At 69.3% G+C, this 18,499-nt stretch carries 16 protein-coding genes; 7 read left to right on the top strand and 9 right to left on the bottom strand.

Going from position 1 to position 18,499, the window contains the following annotated elements; all coding sequences use genetic code 11:
* Window positions 1-11: 11 nt before the first annotated feature.
* Together DEO45_RS15845 and DEO45_RS15840 are read right to left on the bottom strand one after the other, a co-directional pair.
* Complete coding sequence (locus DEO45_RS15845; RefSeq protein ID WP_114345665.1) at window positions 12-1,304, bottom strand: MFS transporter; 1,293 nt, start codon at window positions 1,302-1,304, stop codon at window positions 12-14.
* Window positions 1,305-1,390: 86 nt separating this feature from the next.
* Window positions 1,391-2,347: a hypothetical protein gene (locus DEO45_RS15840; RefSeq protein WP_114345663.1), complete on the bottom strand. Its 957-nt coding sequence runs from the start codon at window positions 2,345-2,347 to the stop codon at window positions 1,391-1,393.
* Between the two features lie 145 nt (window positions 2,348-2,492).
* On the opposite strand from DEO45_RS15840, the gene DEO45_RS15835 reads away from it, so the two are divergent.
* The 3 genes from DEO45_RS15835 (at window position 2,493) to DEO45_RS15825 (ending at window position 6,031) form a co-directional block, all read left to right on the top strand.
* Window positions 2,493-3,875: a M16 family metallopeptidase gene (locus tag DEO45_RS15835; protein WP_114345661.1), complete on the top strand. Its 1,383-nt coding sequence runs from the start codon at window positions 2,493-2,495 to the stop codon at window positions 3,873-3,875.
* A complete protein-coding gene (locus tag DEO45_RS15830; RefSeq protein ID WP_114345659.1) occupies window positions 3,872-5,344 on the top strand; it encodes a M16 family metallopeptidase in 1,473 nt (490 codons plus the stop codon). The genes DEO45_RS15835 and DEO45_RS15830 overlap by 4 nt, the downstream gene beginning before the upstream one ends.
* 168 nt (window positions 5,345-5,512) lie before the next feature.
* Window positions 5,513-6,031: an acyloxyacyl hydrolase gene (locus DEO45_RS15825; RefSeq protein WP_114345657.1), complete on the top strand. Its 519-nt coding sequence runs from the start codon at window positions 5,513-5,515 to the stop codon at window positions 6,029-6,031.
* Between the two features lie 74 nt (window positions 6,032-6,105).
* On the opposite strand, the gene DEO45_RS15820 is transcribed toward DEO45_RS15825, so the two are convergent.
* The 5 genes from DEO45_RS15820 to DEO45_RS15800 all read right to left on the bottom strand — a co-directional run bounded on the left by DEO45_RS15820 (window position 6,106) and on the right by DEO45_RS15800 (window position 11,264).
* Entirely contained in the window at window positions 6,106-7,632 is a 1,527-nt protein-coding gene (locus DEO45_RS15820) for a DHA2 family efflux MFS transporter permease subunit (protein ID WP_114345654.1), read from the bottom strand.
* Window positions 7,633-7,776: 144 nt separating this feature from the next.
* Entirely contained in the window at window positions 7,777-8,985 is a 1,209-nt protein-coding gene (locus DEO45_RS15815) for an HlyD family efflux transporter periplasmic adaptor subunit (protein WP_114345651.1), read from the bottom strand.
* Between the two features lie 9 nt (window positions 8,986-8,994).
* A complete protein-coding gene (locus tag DEO45_RS15810; protein ID WP_114345649.1) occupies window positions 8,995-10,452 on the bottom strand; it encodes an efflux transporter outer membrane subunit in 1,458 nt (485 codons plus the stop codon).
* Between the two features lie 23 nt (window positions 10,453-10,475).
* The gene (locus tag DEO45_RS15805; protein WP_114345646.1) at window positions 10,476-10,934 is read right to left on the bottom strand and encodes a MarR family winged helix-turn-helix transcriptional regulator; all 459 of its coding nucleotides are present in this window, start codon (window positions 10,932-10,934) and stop codon (window positions 10,476-10,478) included.
* A gap of 75 nt (window positions 10,935-11,009) precedes the next feature.
* A complete protein-coding gene (locus DEO45_RS15800) occupies window positions 11,010-11,264 on the bottom strand; it encodes a hypothetical protein (RefSeq protein ID WP_114345766.1) in 255 nt (84 codons plus the stop codon).
* A 237-nt stretch (window positions 11,265-11,501) separates the two neighbouring features.
* Between DEO45_RS15800 and DEO45_RS15795 the strand changes: the two genes are divergently transcribed.
* The 4 genes from DEO45_RS15795 (at window position 11,502) to DEO45_RS15780 (ending at window position 15,912) form a co-directional block, all read left to right on the top strand.
* The gene (locus tag DEO45_RS15795) at window positions 11,502-12,350 is read left to right on the top strand and encodes a helix-turn-helix transcriptional regulator (protein WP_114345764.1); all 849 of its coding nucleotides are present in this window, start codon (window positions 11,502-11,504) and stop codon (window positions 12,348-12,350) included.
* Window positions 12,351-12,470: 120 nt separating this feature from the next.
* The gene (locus DEO45_RS15790; RefSeq protein WP_114345644.1) at window positions 12,471-13,337 is read left to right on the top strand and encodes an MBL fold metallo-hydrolase; all 867 of its coding nucleotides are present in this window, start codon (window positions 12,471-12,473) and stop codon (window positions 13,335-13,337) included.
* 21 nt (window positions 13,338-13,358) lie between these two features.
* A complete protein-coding gene (locus DEO45_RS15785; RefSeq protein ID WP_114345642.1) occupies window positions 13,359-14,216 on the top strand; it encodes an EamA family transporter in 858 nt (285 codons plus the stop codon).
* 94 nt (window positions 14,217-14,310) lie between these two features.
* On the top strand, window positions 14,311-15,912 hold the full coding sequence (locus DEO45_RS15780) for a S10 family peptidase (RefSeq protein WP_114345639.1): 1,602 nt from the start codon (window positions 14,311-14,313) through the stop codon (window positions 15,910-15,912).
* Here DEO45_RS15780 and DEO45_RS15775 read toward each other — a convergent pair.
* Window positions 15,905-16,984 carry a LacI family DNA-binding transcriptional regulator gene (locus DEO45_RS15775; protein ID WP_114345762.1) on the bottom strand — a complete coding sequence of 360 codons (1,080 nt, stop codon included), beginning with the start codon at window positions 16,982-16,984 and terminating at the stop codon, window positions 15,905-15,907. The genes DEO45_RS15780 and DEO45_RS15775 overlap by 8 nt on opposite strands.
* Window positions 16,985-17,109: 125 nt before the next feature.
* Window positions 17,110-18,396, bottom strand: coding sequence for a sugar MFS transporter (locus tag DEO45_RS15770; RefSeq protein ID WP_114345635.1), 1,287 nt, complete (start codon window positions 18,394-18,396; stop codon window positions 17,110-17,112).
* Window positions 18,397-18,499 lie beyond the last annotated feature (103 nt).

Raw genomic sequence — 18,499 nt, 5'->3', positions numbered from 1 at the left:
CGCCGGCTGCTTCAGCTCGCCAGCGTGATGTCGGGCTTCGCCGCACCAATGCTGCGCAACGCCGGGTTGCCCATGCAGCCAAGCGCAATCGCCGTCAGCATCAGCCCGGCGCCCACGAACAGCTCCGGCAACGAGATCGCCTTCAGCAGGCTCCCCGCGATCGCTGCGGAAAGCGGGCCCAGCCCCATGAAGGTAAACATCAGCACGCTCATGGTGCGGCCCATCATCTCCGGCGCCACGCGGCGCTGGATCCAGCTGACGATGGCGATCTGCGCGATGCCGGCGAGCATGCCGGTGCAGGCCAGCAGCACGGCGCCGGCGAAGGTCGAGTGCACCAGCGCCAGCGTGGCCAGCGCCAGCCCGGCGAGGCTGTCGATGCCCAGCACCATCAGGCCGAGCCGGCCGCGCACCAGGCGGGTGGCGACGCCGGAGAGGGCGCTGCCCAGCAGCATGCCGCCGCCGTTGGCAGTCATCAGGATGCCCAGCGACGCGGCGCCCAGGTTCAGCCGGGTATCGGCCAGCACCGGCAGGCCGACCTGGATCGGGCCGCCCACGAACACCGACACCACGGCGGCGTAGAGGATGAACGCGCGCAGCGGCAGGTCGGCCCAGACGTTGCGGATACCGCTGGCGACGTTCGCCAGCACCCCGCCGACCGGCGCCTTCGGGTGGCGGTCGCTGTGGATGCGGATCAGCATCAGCGAGCCCAGCGAGAACAGGAAGCTCACCGCATCGATGCCGAACGCGAGCCCGAGCCCGGAGGCATCGGTCACGCCGTTGCCGCGACCTCCGTGCGCGCCGACGCTGATCAGCAGGCCGGCGATTGCCGGGCCGACGATCATGCTCAGCTGGCGCATGCCCATGAACAGCGCGTTGGCCGGCTGCAGCTGCTGCGGCGGGATCAGTTGCGGCAGGATCGCCGAGCCCGCCGGGTAGGCGAACGCGGTGGACAGGCCGATGCCCAGCGCGAGTGCATAGACCATGCCCATCCCGATCGCCCCGGCCAGCACCAGCACGGCCAGCAGGCTGACCAGCAGCGCGTTGACCGCGCGCGCGCCGAGCAGCACCCGCCGCGGCGACATGCGGTCCACCACCGCGCCGCCGATCAGCATGAACGCGGCACGCGGCAGCGCCATCGCGGCCAGCACCAGGCCGAGCGCGGCCGGATCGCCGGTGAGCTTCAGCACCAGCCACGGCAAGGCCACCAGGGTGAACTGGTCGCCAATGGCCGAAATCGTGCTGCCGCCGAACAGCAGGGTGAAGTTGTGGTTGGCGAATAGCGACGGTCGGGGTGCGGTGGACATTGGAAATCTCTCGATGAGTGGCGGGAGCAGCGCCGCTGCGGCGCTTCGCTGGGTTTATCGTGCGCTTCGCGTTCCGGGCTGCTTCGTCAATCGTGGAAGTGGTCGCGCTGTGCATGCCACCAGCGTGCCCAGAACACGCCGATCACCACGGAAAATCCGCCGAACGCGAGCGCCGGTACGCGCGCATCTCCGAGGTCGGTGCGTACGAACGGGTCGATGACCGAGTAGGCCATGCTTGCCGCAAGCAGCACGAAGCCTGCCCTCCAGGCGAACAGCATCCGGCGATAGATGCCATAGGCGACGAGGAGCATCGCGATGGAACCAGCCCCGGCGACCATGCGCAGCGTATCGTTCGCATAGTGCGTGATCACGGATCCGCCGAGGCCGCCGCGATAGGTCTGGATGCCGGTGATCGCCGAAACAAGGCCCAGGAGCCCGAACAGAACAAACAGCCCGGTCATCGCGTAGATGAAGGCGGGTGTCTTGCCTGTCGCTGCATGGCCGGCAGTAGCCGCGTTCCGGCCTGGCGCGGTGGTGTCCGATGGCGCCCGCAGCGCGGTGCATATGACATCAGTGAGCCAGGCAGGGTCGTTCCGGGAAAACCACCGGCCCAGCGCCGTCAGCCCGACGCCGAAGCCCATCATGCCGACGGCCGCCAGCGGGAACATGACGGCCTTCGGCGATGCCGTGGCGGCCACCGAGCCGGCCACCGCGAACAGCGCAAGCATGCCAAACCAGAACGCCATGAATACTTTCACCAACAGCATCATGGTGAAACGGCCGCGCAGCACCACCTTGCCCTGCCGTCGCTCGAACCTGCCGATGAAGAACGGCTTGAACGAGTTGCCGACCATCGGAATGACCCGCTGCAACGACACGCGGTTTTCCCTCACCGTGCCGGCAGCGCATTCCTGCGTGGCGAACGGAAACGACCACCGGCGCGTGGCGGCCCGCAGCCGCTCCACGGATTCGTCCATGCCGAACGCGCTCGCGAATTCGACAGGCTCCGAGCCCGTCCAGACGTCCTTGATCCGCCGCAACATGCCACCCCCGACATAGGCTCGCGTCGCCCATCATCGCAGATCGCGCGGTGCGCCAGCCATCCAGGCACGGGCAGGGCGGCATGCCGCGGGCGCAGCTCGGCCCGGCTTGCTATGGTGGCGTCTTTCCGCCGAACGGACGAAGCCCATGCGACTGCGCCCGGCCGCCTTGCTGGCCACCGTTACCCTCCTCGCCACCGCGCTGGCAACCCCGCCCGTGGCGGCGGCCGAGCTGACCATCCCGCCGATCCCATACCACCAGCGCACCCTGCCGAACGGTCTGCAGGTGCTCAGCGTGGAGGATCACGCCAGCCCGAACGTGGCGGTGCAGATGTGGTACCACGTCGGCTCCAAGGACGATCCGCAGGGACGCTCCGGCTTCGCGCACCTGTTCGAGCACCTGATGTTCAAGAGCACGAAGCACATGCATGCCGAGCAGTTCGACCGGCTCACCGAGGACGTGGGTGGCGCCAACAACGCCTCCACCGGCGACGACGTGACCAACTATTTCGAGGTGGTGCCGAGCAACCACCTGCAGACCCTGCTGTGGGCCGAGGCGGAGCGGCTGTCCAACCTCAACGTGGACGAGGCGAACTTCAAGTCCGAGCGCGCGGTGGTGCAGGAGGAGTACCGCCAGAGCGTGCTGGCCAACCCGTACGGCAAGCTGTTCAACGCGATCGACCCGCACTCGTACACGGTGCATCCCTACAAGCGCCCGACCATCGGCAGCATTGAAGACCTGGATGCGGCGACGCTGCCGGACGTGATCGCATTCCACAAAACCTTTTACCGCCCGGACAACGCCACCCTCATCGTCGCCGGCGATTTCGACCCGAAGCAGCTCGATGCCTGGGTCGACCAGTACTTCGGCTGGATCCCGAAGCCGGCCGCGCCGATCCCGCAGGTCACCGCAAAGGAACCGCAGCGCAGGAAGAACCTGCGCTACACCGTCACCAGCGAGACCGCGCCGCTACCCGCGGTGGCGGTCACCTGGCTGCTGCCGTCGGCGTCCGACACGGCCGACAGCATTCCGCTGCAGGTGGCCGCCGCGCTGCTCTCGCAGGGCGACTCCTCGCGGCTGTACCAGTCGCTGGTGTATCGCCACCAGGTCGCCCAGCGGGTCGGCGCCGATGCCGACGGCCGGGTCGGCCCGGGCCTGTTCACCGCCTACGCGATCCTCGCCAGCGGGCACCAGCCGGCCGAGGCGGAGAAGCTGCTGCACGAGGAAATCATCTGGCTGGCGACCCAGCCGATCCCCGCCGCCGAGCTGGACAAGGTGAAGACCCAGCTGCTGACCGGCGAGCTGAAGCAACGGCAGACCGCGCAGGGCCTGGCGTTTGCGCTGGGCCAGGCGGCGCTGATCGACGGCGGCCCGGAACACGTCAACACCGACCTGACCGCGTTGCAGAAAGTCACCGAAAAGGACGTGCACCGGGTGCTGCAGAAATACGTGACCGGCGCGCACAGCGTCACCATCGACTACCTGCCGCAGGCCGCCAAGGGCACGACGACATCGGGAGTAGCGAAATGAGCCGCCGGATCCACGCCTGCCGTTTGGCCGTCTTTACGGCCGCCATGATCGCCGCTGGCAACGTGCCGGCCGCCGACTTCCCCGCCACGCCGCCCGTGCCCGGCCCGGCGCTACATTTGAGCGTGCCCACGCCGTCGACGCAGACGCTGGCGAACGGCCTGCAGGTGGTCAGCGTGCGCCGCGCCGGCCTGCCGCTGGTCACCGCGCAGCTGATCGTGCGCAGTGGCGGCGAGATGGATCCGCCGCTGCTGGCGGGCCTGGCCGATCTCACCGCGAACCTGCTGAGCAAGGGCGCCGCCGGCAAGGGCGCGCCGCAGATTGCCGCCGCCGCCGAGGCGCTGGGCGGCTCGCTGGATGCCGCCGCCGGCTGGGACGAAAGCGCGATCGGCATCACCGTGACCACGCCGAAGCTGCCGCAGGCGCTGGGCCTGCTGGCCGAGGTGGTGCGCCGGCCGGATTTCGCGCCGGCCGAGCTGGAGCGCGCCCGCACGCAGGCGCTCGACGATCTGCGCCTCAGTCTCAGCCGGCCCGCCGCGCTGGCCTCGCTGGCGGCCGCCCGCGGCGTGTTCGGCGAAGGCGCGTATGGCCATTCGCGCGGCGGCACGCCGGCTTCGCTCGCGCGGATCGGCCGCGCCGACGTGCTGCGGCTGCATGCGGCGCTGTACCGGCCGGACAACGCGATCCTGATCCTGGCCGGCGACATCACCCCCGCGCAGGCGCAGCAGCTGGCACAAGCCAGCTTCGGCGACTGGCCAAAGCCGGCCACGCCGCTGCCGGTACGCACGGCGGGCAAGGCCGCCAGCCGCGTGCCGGCGGTCCTGCTGATCGACCAGCGCGGTGCCGGCCAAGCCGGCGTGGTCGCGGCGCATGCCGCGCCGCCGCGCGGCGATGGCGACTATTACGTGGGCACGGTCGCCAACGCGGTGCTGGGCGGCTCGTACTCGGCGCGGCTGAACGAGGAAATCCGCATCAAGCGCGGCCTCTCCTACGGTGCCGGCAGCAGCCTGATGCCGCGCCGCGACACCGGCCTGTGGCTGGCCACGGCGCAGACCAAGAACCCGTCCGCGGCGCAGGTGGTCGAGCTGATGCTGGGCGAGTTCAGGCGTCTTGGCGACAGCCGCGTCGGCGCCGACGAACTGGCCGCGCGCAAGGCCACCCTGATCGGCGGCTACGGCCGCAGTCTGGAGACCACCGCGGGGCTGGCCGAACAGGTCGGCGAGCTGGCGGTGTACGGCGTGCCGCTGGACGAAGTCGGCAAGTACATCGCCCGGGTGCAGGCGGTGACGCCAAAGCAGATCGAGAAGTACGCGGGCAGGCACCTGGATGCCGGCGCCGGCACGGTGGTGGTGGTCGGCGATGCCGCGCAGTTCGCCCCGGCGATCCGCCAGGCGCATCCGCAGGCCACGCTGTTGGAATCGACCGCGCTGGACCTGGACAGCCAGACCCTGCAACCGGCGGCCGGCAAGTAGTTCCCCGCCCTCGGCGGTACCCGGACCCCGGCCGTCGTGCCGGGGTTTTTACATCGCCAGCGCAACAATCCGTTGCCGGAATCGACCCGTCGGCGCACTCCTCGCCACGGGTTTTATTTCGTAAACTATGCGGTGCAATAAATGACCACCTGCCCCGAGGTCCTCCGCATGTCCCTACGTCATCTGATCCGCAGCACCATCATCCTCGCCCTGGCCACCGCCGCGTTGCCGGCGGCTGCCACCCGGTTCGAAGTACAGGCCGGCCGCAGCTACATGGACAGTCACGGCACGAACGCCGCCTTCGTCGAGGCGGTATTCGCGCCGCAGCCGCTCGGCCAGACCCGCTTCACCTGGTCGCCGGACGTTTCGCTCGGCTGGATCGACGGCCGCCACGTGGCGACCGACAGCCGTTACACCACCCGCGATTCGGTCGCGCTGCTTGCCGCCGGTGCACGCTTCCACCTGGGCGGCACCGGCGACTGGTACCAGCCGCTGTTCTTCAGCGAGCAGCTAGCCGCCACCAACCACGTCACCTACGCGCTGTCCAGCCACTACCAGTTCGTCAGCACGCTGGGCTGGCAGGCGAAGCATTTCAGCGTGGCGATCCGGCACGTTTCCAATGGCAGCCTGCATCGCCCGAACGCCGGCGAGACGATGGCGCTGGTCGGCGTCGCCTTCGACATCTGACTGGCGCGTGCCGGTCGTAGAAACGAGCACGGCCCCGTTCGGGGCCGTGCTCGTTCCGGTGATTGCCGCCGGTTTCAGTGGCCGCCGGCGGCCGGTCTGGCCTTCGGCGTAAACGGCGGCCTGGCCAGCCAGATCACCAGCACCAGCGCCAGGAAGATCCAGCCCAGCGCGTGGAACACCTCGTTGAACGAGATCTGGTAGGCCTGCTGGGTGATCATGTCGTTGAGCACGCCGGCAGCAGCCTCCTGGTTGCCCTGGCCGATCTGGTGCATCGCGGCCTGCGTGGTCGGGCTGTAGGCGGTGATGTGCTCGGTCAGCTGCTCGTGGTGGATCACCGCGCGGCGCTCCCACAGCAAGGTGGTGAGCGAGGCGGAGAAGCTGCCGCCCAGCGTGCGCAGGAAGGTGGCCAGGCCGGAGCCGGACGCGATCTCGTTCTGCTGCAGGTCCGACAGCAGTATGGTCAGCACCGGCATGAAGAACAGCGCCACGCCCAGGCCCTGCCACAGCTGCACCATCGCCACGTGGTAGAAGTCGATGCCGATGAAGAAGTCCGAGCGCATGAAACAGGTGCCGGCCATCACCACGAACGCGATCGAGGCCAGCGTGCGCAGGTCGAAGCGGGTGGCGTACTTGCCCACGAAGAAGGTCAGCAGCACCGGCAGCACGCCGATCGGCGCGGTGGCGAAGCCGGCCCAGGTGGAGGTGTAGCCGAGGTTGCGCTGCAGCCACAGCGGCACCAGCAGGCCGATGGCGAAGAACGCGGCGTAGGCCAGGATCAGCGCGATGGTGCCGGCGGTGAAGTTGCGGTGGCGGAACAGGCGCAGGTCGACGATCGGATCCTTGTCGGTCAGCTCCCAGATCAGGAACACCGCGATGCCGATCGCCGAGACGATGCTGGTGACGATGATGAAGGTGGAGTTGAACCAGTCCTCGTCGTTGCCCTTGTCCAGCACGATCTGCAGTGCGCCCACGCCGATGATCAGGCTGATCAGGCCGACGTAGTCGACCTTCGGCCGTTCGGTCTTCTCCACTTTCGCGCGCAGCTGGTTGGCCACCACCATGCTGGCGAAGATGCCGATCGGCACGTTGATGAAGAAGATCCACGGCCACGAGTAGTTGTCGGTGATCCAGCCGCCGAGGATCGGGCCGGCGATCGGCGCCACCACCGTCACCATCGCCAGCAGCGCCAGCGCCATGCCGCGCTTGGCCGGCGGATAGATGCCGATCAGCAGGCTCTGCGTGATCGGGTACATCGGCCCGGCCACCGCGCCCTGCAGCGCGCGGAACAGGATCAGCATGCCCATGCTCTGCGACACGCCGCACAGGAACGAGGTCAGTGCGAACAGCAGCGTGCAGGCGGTGAACAGCCGCACCTCGCCGAAGCGGCGGCTGAGGAAGCCGGTCAGCGGCAGCGCGATCGCCATGCTCACCGCGAACGAGGTGATCACCCAGGTGCTCTGGTTGTTGCTGACGCCGAGGTTGCCGGCGATGGTCGGCAGCGACACGTTCGCGATGGTGGTGTCCAGCACCTGCATGAACGTGGCCAGCGACAGGCCGATCGTGCTCAGTGCCAGGTTGGGCGGGCGGAATTCGGTGGTCATCGGGATCAGTCGGTGATGGGGCTGAATTGCACCTCCCCCTGCTCAGCAGGGGGAGGTCGGGAGGGGGTTGCGCAGGGTCGCGCAGAGATCAAGAGCACCCCTCCCCAACCCTCCCCTGCGATGCAGGGGAGGAAGCTGCTGGTGTTACTTGCCGCCGGCCATGTTGGCGTGGACGATCTGCCCGATCACCTGGTCGGCCGTGGCCAGTTGCTGCCGATAGACGTCGGTGCTGAAGGCGGGTTTGGTCGGCGATTGCTGCGACAGCATCGGGCCGTTCTGGTCGTGCAGGCTCACGTCCACATTCAGCGACATGCCGATGCGCAGCGGGTGCCTGTCCAGTTGGGCCGGATCGTCGAACACGATGCGCACGGGGATGCGCTGCACGATCTTGATCCAGTTGCCGGTGGCGTTCTGCGCCGGCAGCAGCGAGAACGCGCTGCCGGTGCCCACGCCCAGGCTCTGCACCTTGCCCTTGTATTCCACCTTGCCGCCATAGACGTCGGACTCGATCGTCACCGGCTGGCCGATGCGCATGCGGGTGAGCTGGGTCTCCTTGAAGTTCGCATCCACCCACACGCCACGCAGTGGCACCACCGCCATCAGCGCGGCGCCGGGCTGCACGCGCTGGCCGACCTGCACCGAACGTTTGGCCACATAGCCGTCCACCGGCGCGACCAGGGTGGCGCGCACGTCATCGAGGAAGGCGGCGCGCAGGCGGGCCGCGGCGGCCTGCACGTCCGGGTGCGAGGCGACCACGGTGTCGTCGACCAGTACCTTGCTGCTCTGGTACTGCTGCTGCGCGGTGACCAGGTTGCTCTCGGCGCTGGTCAGCGCGTCGCTGGCGTGCGCCAGTTCCTCGGCCGAGATCGCGCCGGACTTCGCCAGCGCCACGCGCCGGTTGTAGTCGGCGCGGGCCTTGTCCACCGCGGTCTTGCGCGCAGCCACGTCGGCCTGTGCGCCGTTGACGCTGGAATACAGGCCGCGCACCTTGCGCACGGTGTTGGCGAGGTTCGCCTTCGCCTCGGCCAGCGCCACGTCGGCGTCGCTGGGGTCGAGCCGCACCAGCACGTCGCCGGCATGCACCAGGTCGCCGTCGTCGGCGCCGATGCTGACCACGGTGCCGGGCACCTGCGGGGTGATCTGCACCACGTTGCCGTTGACATAGGCGTCGTCGGTGCCTTCGTACCAGCGGCCGTCGAGGAAATACCACAGTGCCCAGCCGACGACGGCGAGCAGCACGGCACCGCCGAGCAGGCGCAGCAGCAGGCCGCGCGGGTTCTTCTTCGCGGGCGGGACGACCGGCGGGCTGGCGGCCGCGCTGCCGCTCGAATCGGGGATGGTCTGGCTGGACATGGGGCTGCCTCAGGAACGTGACGGGGTGGGGGACGGGGTGGCGGCGGCCGCGTCGGCCAGGGGCTGGTAGCCGCCGCCGAGGGCCTGGATCAGCTGCACCGAAAGGTCGACCTGCTGCGCTTCGAGCGCGGCGGTGCCGCGTTCGGCGGCGAGCAGCTGCTGGCGCACGCTGAGCGCTTCCAGGTAGCTGCCGATGCCGGCCTTGTAGCGCTGCTCGGCCAGCGCCCACGCCTGTTGCGCGGCATCCTGCGCGCGCTGCTGCGCGGCGATCTGCGTCTGCAACGACTGCAGCGCGGACAGCTCGTCGGCGACCTGGTTGAGCGCGCCGACCAGGGTCTGGTTGTACTGCGCCACGGCGAGGTCGTACTGCGCATCCTTGGCCGAAAGGTTCGCGCGCAGGCGGCCACCGTCGAAGATCGGCAGGCTGAGCGACGGCCCGACCTGGTAGAACCGCGCGGGCAGGGTGAACGGGTTGCCGCCGCCCATAGCGATCACGCCGGCCATCGCGCCGATGCTGATGTCGGGCAGGAATTCAGTCTTCGCCGCCTTGATGTCCTTGCCGGTGGCCTCGACGCGCCAGCGCGCCGCGACCAGGTCGGCGCGATGGCCGACGAGATCCAGCGGCAGGTTCGCCGGCACCGCCAGCGCGGCCGGCTGCAGCAGCCGTGGCCGCTCGACCTGCAGGCCGCGATCCGGGCCCTTGCCCAGCAGCACCGACAGCGACGAGCGCGCCGCATCGACCGCGCGGCGGGCCAGCGCCGCCTGCTGCTCGGCGCTGGCCACTTCGGCGTCGCCCTGCTTCAGCGCGATCTGGTTGTCGATGCCGGCGGCCACGCGCTGACGGGTCAGCTCGCGCGCCGCACCGGCGCGCTGCAGTTCGGCGTCGGCCAGGTCCTGCTCGGTGAACGCGTAGCCGAGCTGGACATAAGCGCGGGCCACGTTGCCGGAGAGCTCGATGCGCGCGGCGCGGGCGTCCACCTCGGCGGCGCGCGCCTGGCCCAGCGCGGCCTCCCACGCGGCGCGCTTGCCGCCCCACAGATCCAGATCCCACTTGAAGCTGGCGTAGCCGTACTTGGCCATCGCGAAATGCGCCTTGTCGCCGAGCAGCGCGGCCGGCGGCCGGGCACCGGCGACCGCGGCGCCGACGTTCACGCTGGGCCCGCGGGCGGCATCGGCGATGCCCGCCGCGGCCTGCGCGGCGCGGGCGCGCGCATCGGCCACGCCCAGGCCGGGGTTGTCGTGCAGCGCCTCGGCGATCAGCGCATCGAGCTGCGGGTCGCCCAGTCCGCTCCACCAGTCCGTGGACGGCCAGCCGGCGGGCGAAACGCTCACGCCGGCCAAGCTGCGCTCGGCCTTCAGCGTGGCCGGATCGGTCGGGCTGCCGTCCGGGTGCAGGCCGCCGCTGCTGACGCAGCCGGCCAGCGCGACGGTCAGGGCGGCCGCAGCCGCAAGTCGATGCAGACGCATGGAGAATTCCAGGGTGGAAAAGGTCAGTTCTTGTCGCGAAGCGCGTGCAGCACGCGTTCCAGGTAGTCGTGCAGTTGCACCTGCTCGGTCTCGTCCAGCGAGCGCTGGGCCGCGCTGAGCACGCGATCGTTGCAGTCGGTCAGCTCCTGCCACAGCGCGTCGCCGGCGTCGGTCAGCTCGATCCGCAGGGTGCGGCGATCCTGCTCATGCCGGCAGCGGCGCAGGTAGCCCTTGCCCTCGAGGTGGTCGAGTTGGCGGGTCATCGCGCCGCCGTCCAGCTCCACCGAGCGGGCCAGCTCGGTGGCCGACATCGGGCCGAGTCGGGCCAGCCGCTTGAGGATCAGGAACTGGGTGAAGCTCAGGTTCAGGCCCTTGGCCGCCAGCTCGGCTTCCATCGCGCGCACTATCTCCGCGCGCACGAGGCCGAGCAGGACACCCAGGCTTTCCCGGGGGGTGGCGAAGGCGAGCGATTCGGAGTTCATGGCCGCGCATTCTATTGCCTCAAGTATATTTGTCAATGCAAATATATTTGAGTTCAGTTTTGCTCGGGCAAACGTTCAGGCGGCATGGGTCCGGCAGGCCAGCAGTTCGTCCTGCACCAGCGCGCGCAGCGCCGGGTCGCGGATGACGAACAGTTCGAACACGCCCAGCGCCTGCAGGGCCGGCAGCTGCGCCAGCAGGCGGGGCTCGGCGTCGCGCCGCGCCGATTCCGGGGTGGCCGGGTCCAGCATCAGCCGGGCGTGCGCGAGGAATTCGGCGAGCGCGTCGTTGCGCGCGGCGTGGATGAGGGTGGGAATGGGGAGCAACGACATGTCGATCTCCTGCATGGATTGACGCAAGGACGCCTGCGCGCGGCGCGCCGTGACGGGCTGCCGCGTCGCGGGCGGGTGGCGGCGGGGAGGTGGTGGCGGGTTGGCATGGCTGCATGGCCGGCGCGCGGGCACATGACTTGGGGGACAGGCGACCATAGGTCGCCGCGATTAGCATGGGAAGGCAGTCCCCACTGCCGGTACTCCCACTACCACCCCGGGTTGCCCATGAACGCATCCATGCAACGCACCGAGCTGAAGGCCTTCCTGCGCGCGCGCCGCGCCGCGCTCACGCCCGAGGCGGCCGGTTTGCCGCGCGGACCGCGCCGGCTGACCCCGGGTCTGCGTCGCGAAGAGGTGGCGGCGCTGGCCCAGGTCGGCGTCACCTGGTACACGTGGCTGGAACAGGGCCGTGCGATCAATGTCTCGACCGCGACGTTGGCGCGGATCGCCCGAGCGCTGTCGCTGTCGCCGACCGACGAGGCCTACCTGTTCGCATTGATGGGGCTGACCCGCACCGACGTGCCGGAACACCACTTCCAGTTGCCCGCGGTGATGCACCAGGTGCTGGACCTGTACCAGGCGCCGGCCTTCGTGCTGGACACGGTGTTCAACGTGCTGGCCTGGAACCGCATGGCCGAATGCCTGTACGACTTCGGCGATTTCGGCGGCCCGTTCGCCGACAACCACCTGTGGAACGCGTTCATGAACCCGGCGCGGCGGCGCCTGTACCCGGATTTCGAGAACGGCGCGCTGAACCTGCTCGGCATGTACCGCATGAACCAGGCGGCGCATCCGGAAGACCCGCGCTTCAATCAGCTGATCGAGGCGCTGAGCGCGGCTAGCGCCGAGTTCGTCGAACTGTGGCAGCGCTGCCACACGGCGCCGCTGAGCGCGATCACGGTGCCGTTCTTCCATCCCGAATTCGGCGACCTCAGCATCCACTCGATGCGCCTGCCGATCCGCGACAGCGACCACGTCGACCGTGCCACCGCGTTCTTCTTCGCACCGGCGAATGCCGCCACCGCAGCAAGTTTCGCGCGAGTCGCCCGGCGCCTCACCGCGGAACAGGCCACGCAGCCGGCATGACGCGTCGGCGGGTCGCGCAGGGGCCATAATCTGCGCGCCCGCATCTGCGAGAAAGGAAACCATGGCCGCCATTCCGACGTCTTGCGAACTCCGGTCACCATGCGAGGCAAGGAAATGACAATGCGCCGCCCCGAGGTGCAGGCATTCTTCGATGCCGCCAGCCACACCTTCAGCTACGTGGCATGGGATCCGGCCAGCGGCAGGGCGGCGGTGTTCGACAGCGTGCTCGACTACGACGCAGCTGCAGGGCGCACCGGCCACGCCGGCGCCGATGCGCTGGTCGCGTTCGTGCGGGCGCGGGGCCTGCAGCTGGACTGGGTGATCGACACCCACGTGCACGCCGACCACCTGTCGGCGGCGCCGTACGTGCGGGAGCAGCTCGGCGGCCGGCTCGGCATCGGCGAGCATGTGCGCGCGGTGCAGGATGCCTTCGGCCGGTTGTTCAACGCCGGCCCCGGCTTCCGCTGCGACGGCAGCCAGTTCGACCACCTGTTCACGGACGGCGAGCGCTACATGGTCGGCGGCATCGAGGCGGTGGCGCTGCACACGCCCGGCCACACGCCCGCCTGCATGACCCATCTAGTCGGCGACGCGGCATTCGTCGGCGACACCCTGTTCATGCCCGACTACGGCACCGCGCGCTGCGACTTTCCCGGCGGCGACGCGCGCACGTTGTACCGCTCGATCCGCCGCCTGTTCGCCCTGCCGGACGCCACCCGGGTGTTCCTCTGCCACGACTACCAGGCCGGAGATCGCCACGAATTCCTGCACGAGACCACGATGGGCGCCGAGCGTCGCGACAACATCCACGCACGCGACGGCATCGGCGAGGACGCGTTCGTGCGCCTGCGCGAGGCGCGCGATGCCACGCTGGCGGCGCCGGCGTTGCTGCTGCCGGCGGTGCAGGTGAACATGCGCGCCGGCCAGCTGCCGCCGGCCGAGGAGAACGGCGTGCGTTACCTGAAGATCCCGCTCGATGCGCTGTGAGCCGGCGCCGGCGGGCGACGCATGATCTACGTCCTGCTCAGCGTCATGTGCAGCGTGCTGGTGTCGGTGCTGCTGAAGCTGGCGCGGCGTTTCGGCATCGACGTGGGCCAGGCGATCGCCTGGAACTACGTGGTCGCCGGCGCGCTCACCGCGCTGCTGCTGCAACCGTCGCTGGTCACCTTGCGCGAACCCGGCGCGCCATGGCTGGCACTGGCCGCGCTGGGCCTCCTGCTGCCGACGATCTTCCTGGCGCTGGCCGCGTCCGTGCGCCATGCCGGCATCGTGCGCAGCGACGCGGCGCAGCGGCTGTCGCTGCTGCTCTCGCTGCTGGCCGCGTTCGCGCTGTTCGGCGAACGGCTCACCGCGTTCAAGGCGCTCGGCATCGCGCTCGGCCTGCTCGCGTTGCTGTGCATGGTCTGGCGCGGCGGAGGCGGCAGCGCAGAGCGCGGCGCCGCGGGCTGGCTGTATCCGCTGGCGGTGTTCGGCGGCTTCGGCGTGATCGACATCCTGTTCAAGCGCGTGGCGCAGTCCGGCGTGCCGCTGGGGGCGTCGCTGGAGGCGATGTTCGCGCTGGCACTGCTGGTGGCGTTTGCGCTGCAGCTGTGGCGGCGCGTGCGCGGGCAGGCCCGCTTCACCGTGCGCAACGCGCTGGCCGGCCTCGTGCTCGGACTGGCCAACTTCGGCAACATCCTGTTCTACCTGCGCGGCCACCGCGCGCTGCCCGGGCACCCGGCACTGGTCTTCGCCAGCATGAACCTCGGCGTGGTGGCGCTGGGCGCCGTGGTCGGCCTGCTGCTGTTCCGCGAACGGCTGAGCCGGCTCAACCACGCCGGCGTGGCGCTGGCGTTGCTGGCGATCGGGGTGATCGCGAACGGCTGAGCAGTGACTTCTGGGCTATGAAATCGCGCGGCCGTGGTGCCTATGCTGCAACGCTTCGGGGCGATGGCGTCCCAGTCACAGGGGACTCCGGACCATGCGCAAACTTCCTTTCGTCGCGGCGTTGGCCGCGCTGTTGCTGAGCGCGGTCGCGGTCGCCGCCCCGGACAAGAAGGACGACAAGGCCAAGCCGGAGAAGCCCGATGCGGCGCTGGTCGAGCCGCAGTCGTCGGCCAGCGAGGGCTCGGTGTCGGTCGAGGGCCATCGCATCGACTACAAGGCGGTGGCCGGCACCCTGGTGCTGCATGGCACGGGTGACAAGGAGGACGAGCCGCAGGTCAGCATGTTCTACGTCGCCTACTTCAAGAAGGGGGCGAGCGCGACGAAGCGGCCGGTCACCTTCATCTACAACGGCGGTCCCGGTTCGGCCACGGTGTGGCTGCACATGGGCGCGTTCGGGCCGAAGCGCGTGGTCACCAGCGACGACAGCCACACGCCGGCGGCGCCGTATGGGCTGGTCAACAACGACTACAGCCTGCTCGACGCCTCCGACCTGGTGTTCATCGATGCCCCCGGCGCCGGCTTCAGCCGCCTGATCGCCGCCGACACGGACAAGTCCAAGCGCGACGAGCAGATGAAGGAGCGCCGCAAGGCGATCTATGGCGTGGACGGCGACGGCCATGCGTTCGCGCAGTTCGTCACCCGCTTCCTGTCGAAGTACGACCGCTGGAATTCGCCGAAGTACCTGTTCGGCGAAAGCTACGGCACCACCCGCTCGGCGGTGCTGGCGAACATCCTGGAGAACGAGGACAGCGTCGACCTCAACGGGGTGATCCTGCTCTCGCAGATCCTGAGCTTCGACACCAGCATCGACGGGCCGGAGTTCAATCCCGGTATCGACCTGCCATACGAACTGGCGCTGCCGACCTTTGCCGCCACCGCGTTCTACCACCACAAGCTGCCGCAGCAGCCGGCCGTGCTGGAGCCGTTCCTGCGCGAGGTGGAGCAGTATGCGCTGGGCGATTACGCGCAGGCGCTGATGGCCGGCTCGCGCCTGGACGATGCGCGCAGGCAGGCGGTGGCGCAGAAGCTGCACGAGTACACCGGCCTGCCGGTGGCCTACCTGCTCAAGGCGAACCTGCGCGTGACCGGCGGCATGTTCGAGCACGAGCTGCAAAACGACGGCGATATCACCACCGGCCGGCTGGACAGCCGCTTCGCCGGGCCGTCGATCGACCCGCTGAGCAAGGATTCCGAGTACGACCCGCAGTCCTCGGCGATCAGCTCGGCCTACGTGGCCGCGTTCAACGACTACGTGCGGCGCGAGCTTAAGTTCGGCCAGGGCCGGCAGTACCGGCTGTTCGCCGACGTCAAGCACTGGGATTTCTCGCACAAGGCGCCCGGCGTGCACGGCGAGGCGCTGCAATCTTCGACCAACGTGATGCCGGACCTGGCCATGGCGATGAAAACCAACCCCAACCTCAAGGTCTATCTCCACGGTGGCTACTACGACCTGGCCACGCCGTACTTCGCCGCCGACTACGAGATGCACCACCTGCCGATCCCGGCCGCGCTGGAGCGCAACATCAGCTATGCGTGGTATCCGTCCGGGCACATGGTGTACGCGCACGAGACGTCGCTGAAGCAGCTGCACGACAACGTCGCCCGCTTCATCGGGCAGACCGACAACGTCAAGTAGCCGGCTTGCGCCGGCCGCCAGCGCCGCGCCCGGACGGCGCGGTGTGCCGCGGCGCGGTGGAGCCGCGTACCACCAGTTCCGGGCTGAAGCCTTCGTTGCGGCTCACCAGCGGCTCGCCGTTGGCCGCGCGCTGCAGGTCGCCGATCAGCCGCTGCGCGGCGTGCCGCGCGATTTCCTCGGTGGCCTGGCGCGCGGTGGTCAGCGCCGGCCACGACTGCTTGGAGAACGGGCTGTCCTCGAAGCCGGCGATCGACAGTTCGTACGGCACGTTGAGGCCGTCCGAGTGCGCCGCGGCCAGCACGCCGGCGGCGATCTCGTCGTTGGAGCCGAAGATCGCACTGGGGCGTTCCTTCAGCGCCAGCAACTTGCGCGCGCCGCGGAAGCCGTCGTCGAAGGTGTAGTCGCCGGGCACGATCAGCTTGCGGTCGAGCGCGATGCCGTAGTCCTTCAGCGCATCCTCATAGCCCTGGTAGCGTTCCAGGCTGGAGCGATGTTCGCGGCCGCCCCACAGGAAGCCGATGCGCTGGTGGCCGAGCTGGATCAGGTGCTCGGTGATGGCGTAGGCGGCGTCGCGGTCGTCGACGTAGACGCACGGGTGGCCGTCCTGCGGATCCTTGCGCGCCGAGATGATGCGGATGAACGGCACCTGCGCCTGGCTCAGCGCATCGATCAGCGCCGGCTGCTCGGACATCGGCGGCGCCAGCACCAGCCCGGCCAGGCGCGAACGCTGCGCCAGTTCGCGCAGCTCGTCGGCCAGTTTCGGCGAGGACGAGTCGCACGGATGGATCTGCAGGCCGAAGCCGTTCGCGCGGCATGCCGCCAGCACGCCGTGCTGCAGGTTGATGACGTAGTGCGCGTTCGGGTTGTCGTAGACCAGCCCGATCGCGTAGGCACGGGTGCTGCGCAGGCTGCGTGCGGAGGGGTCGGGCTGGTAGCCGAGCGCGTCGATCTCGCGCTGCACCTTCGCACGCGTGCGCGGGTGCACCGACGGCTCGTTGTTGATCACGCGCGAGACGGTCTTCAGCGAGACGCCCGCACGTTCCGCGACATCCTTGATGGTGGCGCTGCGCAACCGCTGAACCTCGTGCATCGAAAGGACCTGATACGCCGGGCGCGCCATGGTGCCGACGGAGCCGCGCACGGACGCGGCGGCGCATGCATCCTAGCGTATGGCCCGGAGCGTGGCGAATCCGCGATTCAGCGCGCCGCGCGCTGGCCGACCCGGTGGCCGGCCAGCCCGTAATACAGGATGTACAGGTAGCACGGCACCATCAGCAGCGTGAACGCGAGCTGGAAGTCGACGTGCTGCTTCAGGTGCACGAACAGCTGCGGCACCACCGCGCCGCCGGCGATGCCCATGATCAGCAGCGCCGAGCCAGCTTCGGTGTGGCGGCCGAGCCCGTTGATCGCCAGCGGGAAGATCGCCGGCCACATCATCGCGTTGGCGAAGCCCAGCGCTGCCACGAACGCCACCGAAAGGTAGCCGTGGGTGAGGTAGGCGCCGAGCGCGAAGGCCACGCCCAGCACCGCCGATACCGCCAGGTAGCGCTGCTGCGTGATGAAGCGCGGGATCAGCGCCAGCCCGGCCAGGTAGCCGGCCAGCATCCCGACCAGCGTGTACGAGGTGAAGTGCTTGGTGGCGTCCGGCGGCAGGCCGAAGCCCTGGCCGTAGGTGCCGATCGCGTCGCCGGCCATCACTTCCACGCCCACGTAGAGGAACAGGCACAGCACGCCCAGCCACAGGTGCGGGAAGCTGAAGATGCTGCCGTCGCGGTGGCCAATCGCCTGCTCGCTGTTGGCGCCGGCCGGCCTGATCTCCGGCAGCGACGAGCGCGCGATCCAGATCGCCAGCACCACCAGCAGGCCCGCCATCACCATGTACGGCAGGTGCACCTTGCCGGCGAACGCGTTGAGCAGGGCGTCGCGCGCCTCCGGCGTCGGCGCCGACTCGACTTGCTGGCCGAACCTGCCGATGCCGCTGAGCACCAGCGCGCCGAACGCGAACGGGGCGATCGCGCCGGCCAGCTTGTTGCAGATGCCCATGAAGGCGATGCGCTGCGCCGCGCTGTCGATCGGGCCGAGGATGCTGATGTAGGGATTGGATGCGGTCTGCAGCAGCGACAGCCCGGCACCGATCACGAACAGCCCGGTCAGCGCGCCCGGATACAGCCGCATGGTGGCGAACTGGCCGAACAGCACCGCGCCGACCGCCATCACGAACAGGCCGAGTGCCATGCCCTTTTTCATGCCGGTGCGGCGAAGCACCGCCGACGACGGCAGCGCCAGGAAAAAGTACGACAGGTAGAACGCCATCGGCACCAGGAACGCGTTCACGTCGTCGAGATCGAAGGCCAGCTTGACGAAGGTGATCAGCGGCCCGTTGAGCCAGGTGACGAAGCCGAAGATGAAAAACAGCAGGCCGATGACCAGCATCGGTCCGAGGTTGGTGCGATCGGCCTGCATCGCCGCCTGCGTTGTCGCCATGGTCTCGTTCTCCCCGGGGCCCGGCCGTGTCGCTTCGGCCGGGTGGCCGGGACAGACGGGATGTCCCTTTATTCGCCGAAAAGTGCAACGTTGTCAATTCGTG

Source organism: Rhodanobacter denitrificans, assembly GCF_003335105.1.
GTDB lineage: Bacteria > Pseudomonadota > Gammaproteobacteria > Xanthomonadales > Rhodanobacteraceae > Rhodanobacter > Rhodanobacter denitrificans_A.
Note: the sequence above shows the minus strand (reverse complement) of the source record. Positions and strands in the feature narration are given on the sequence as shown.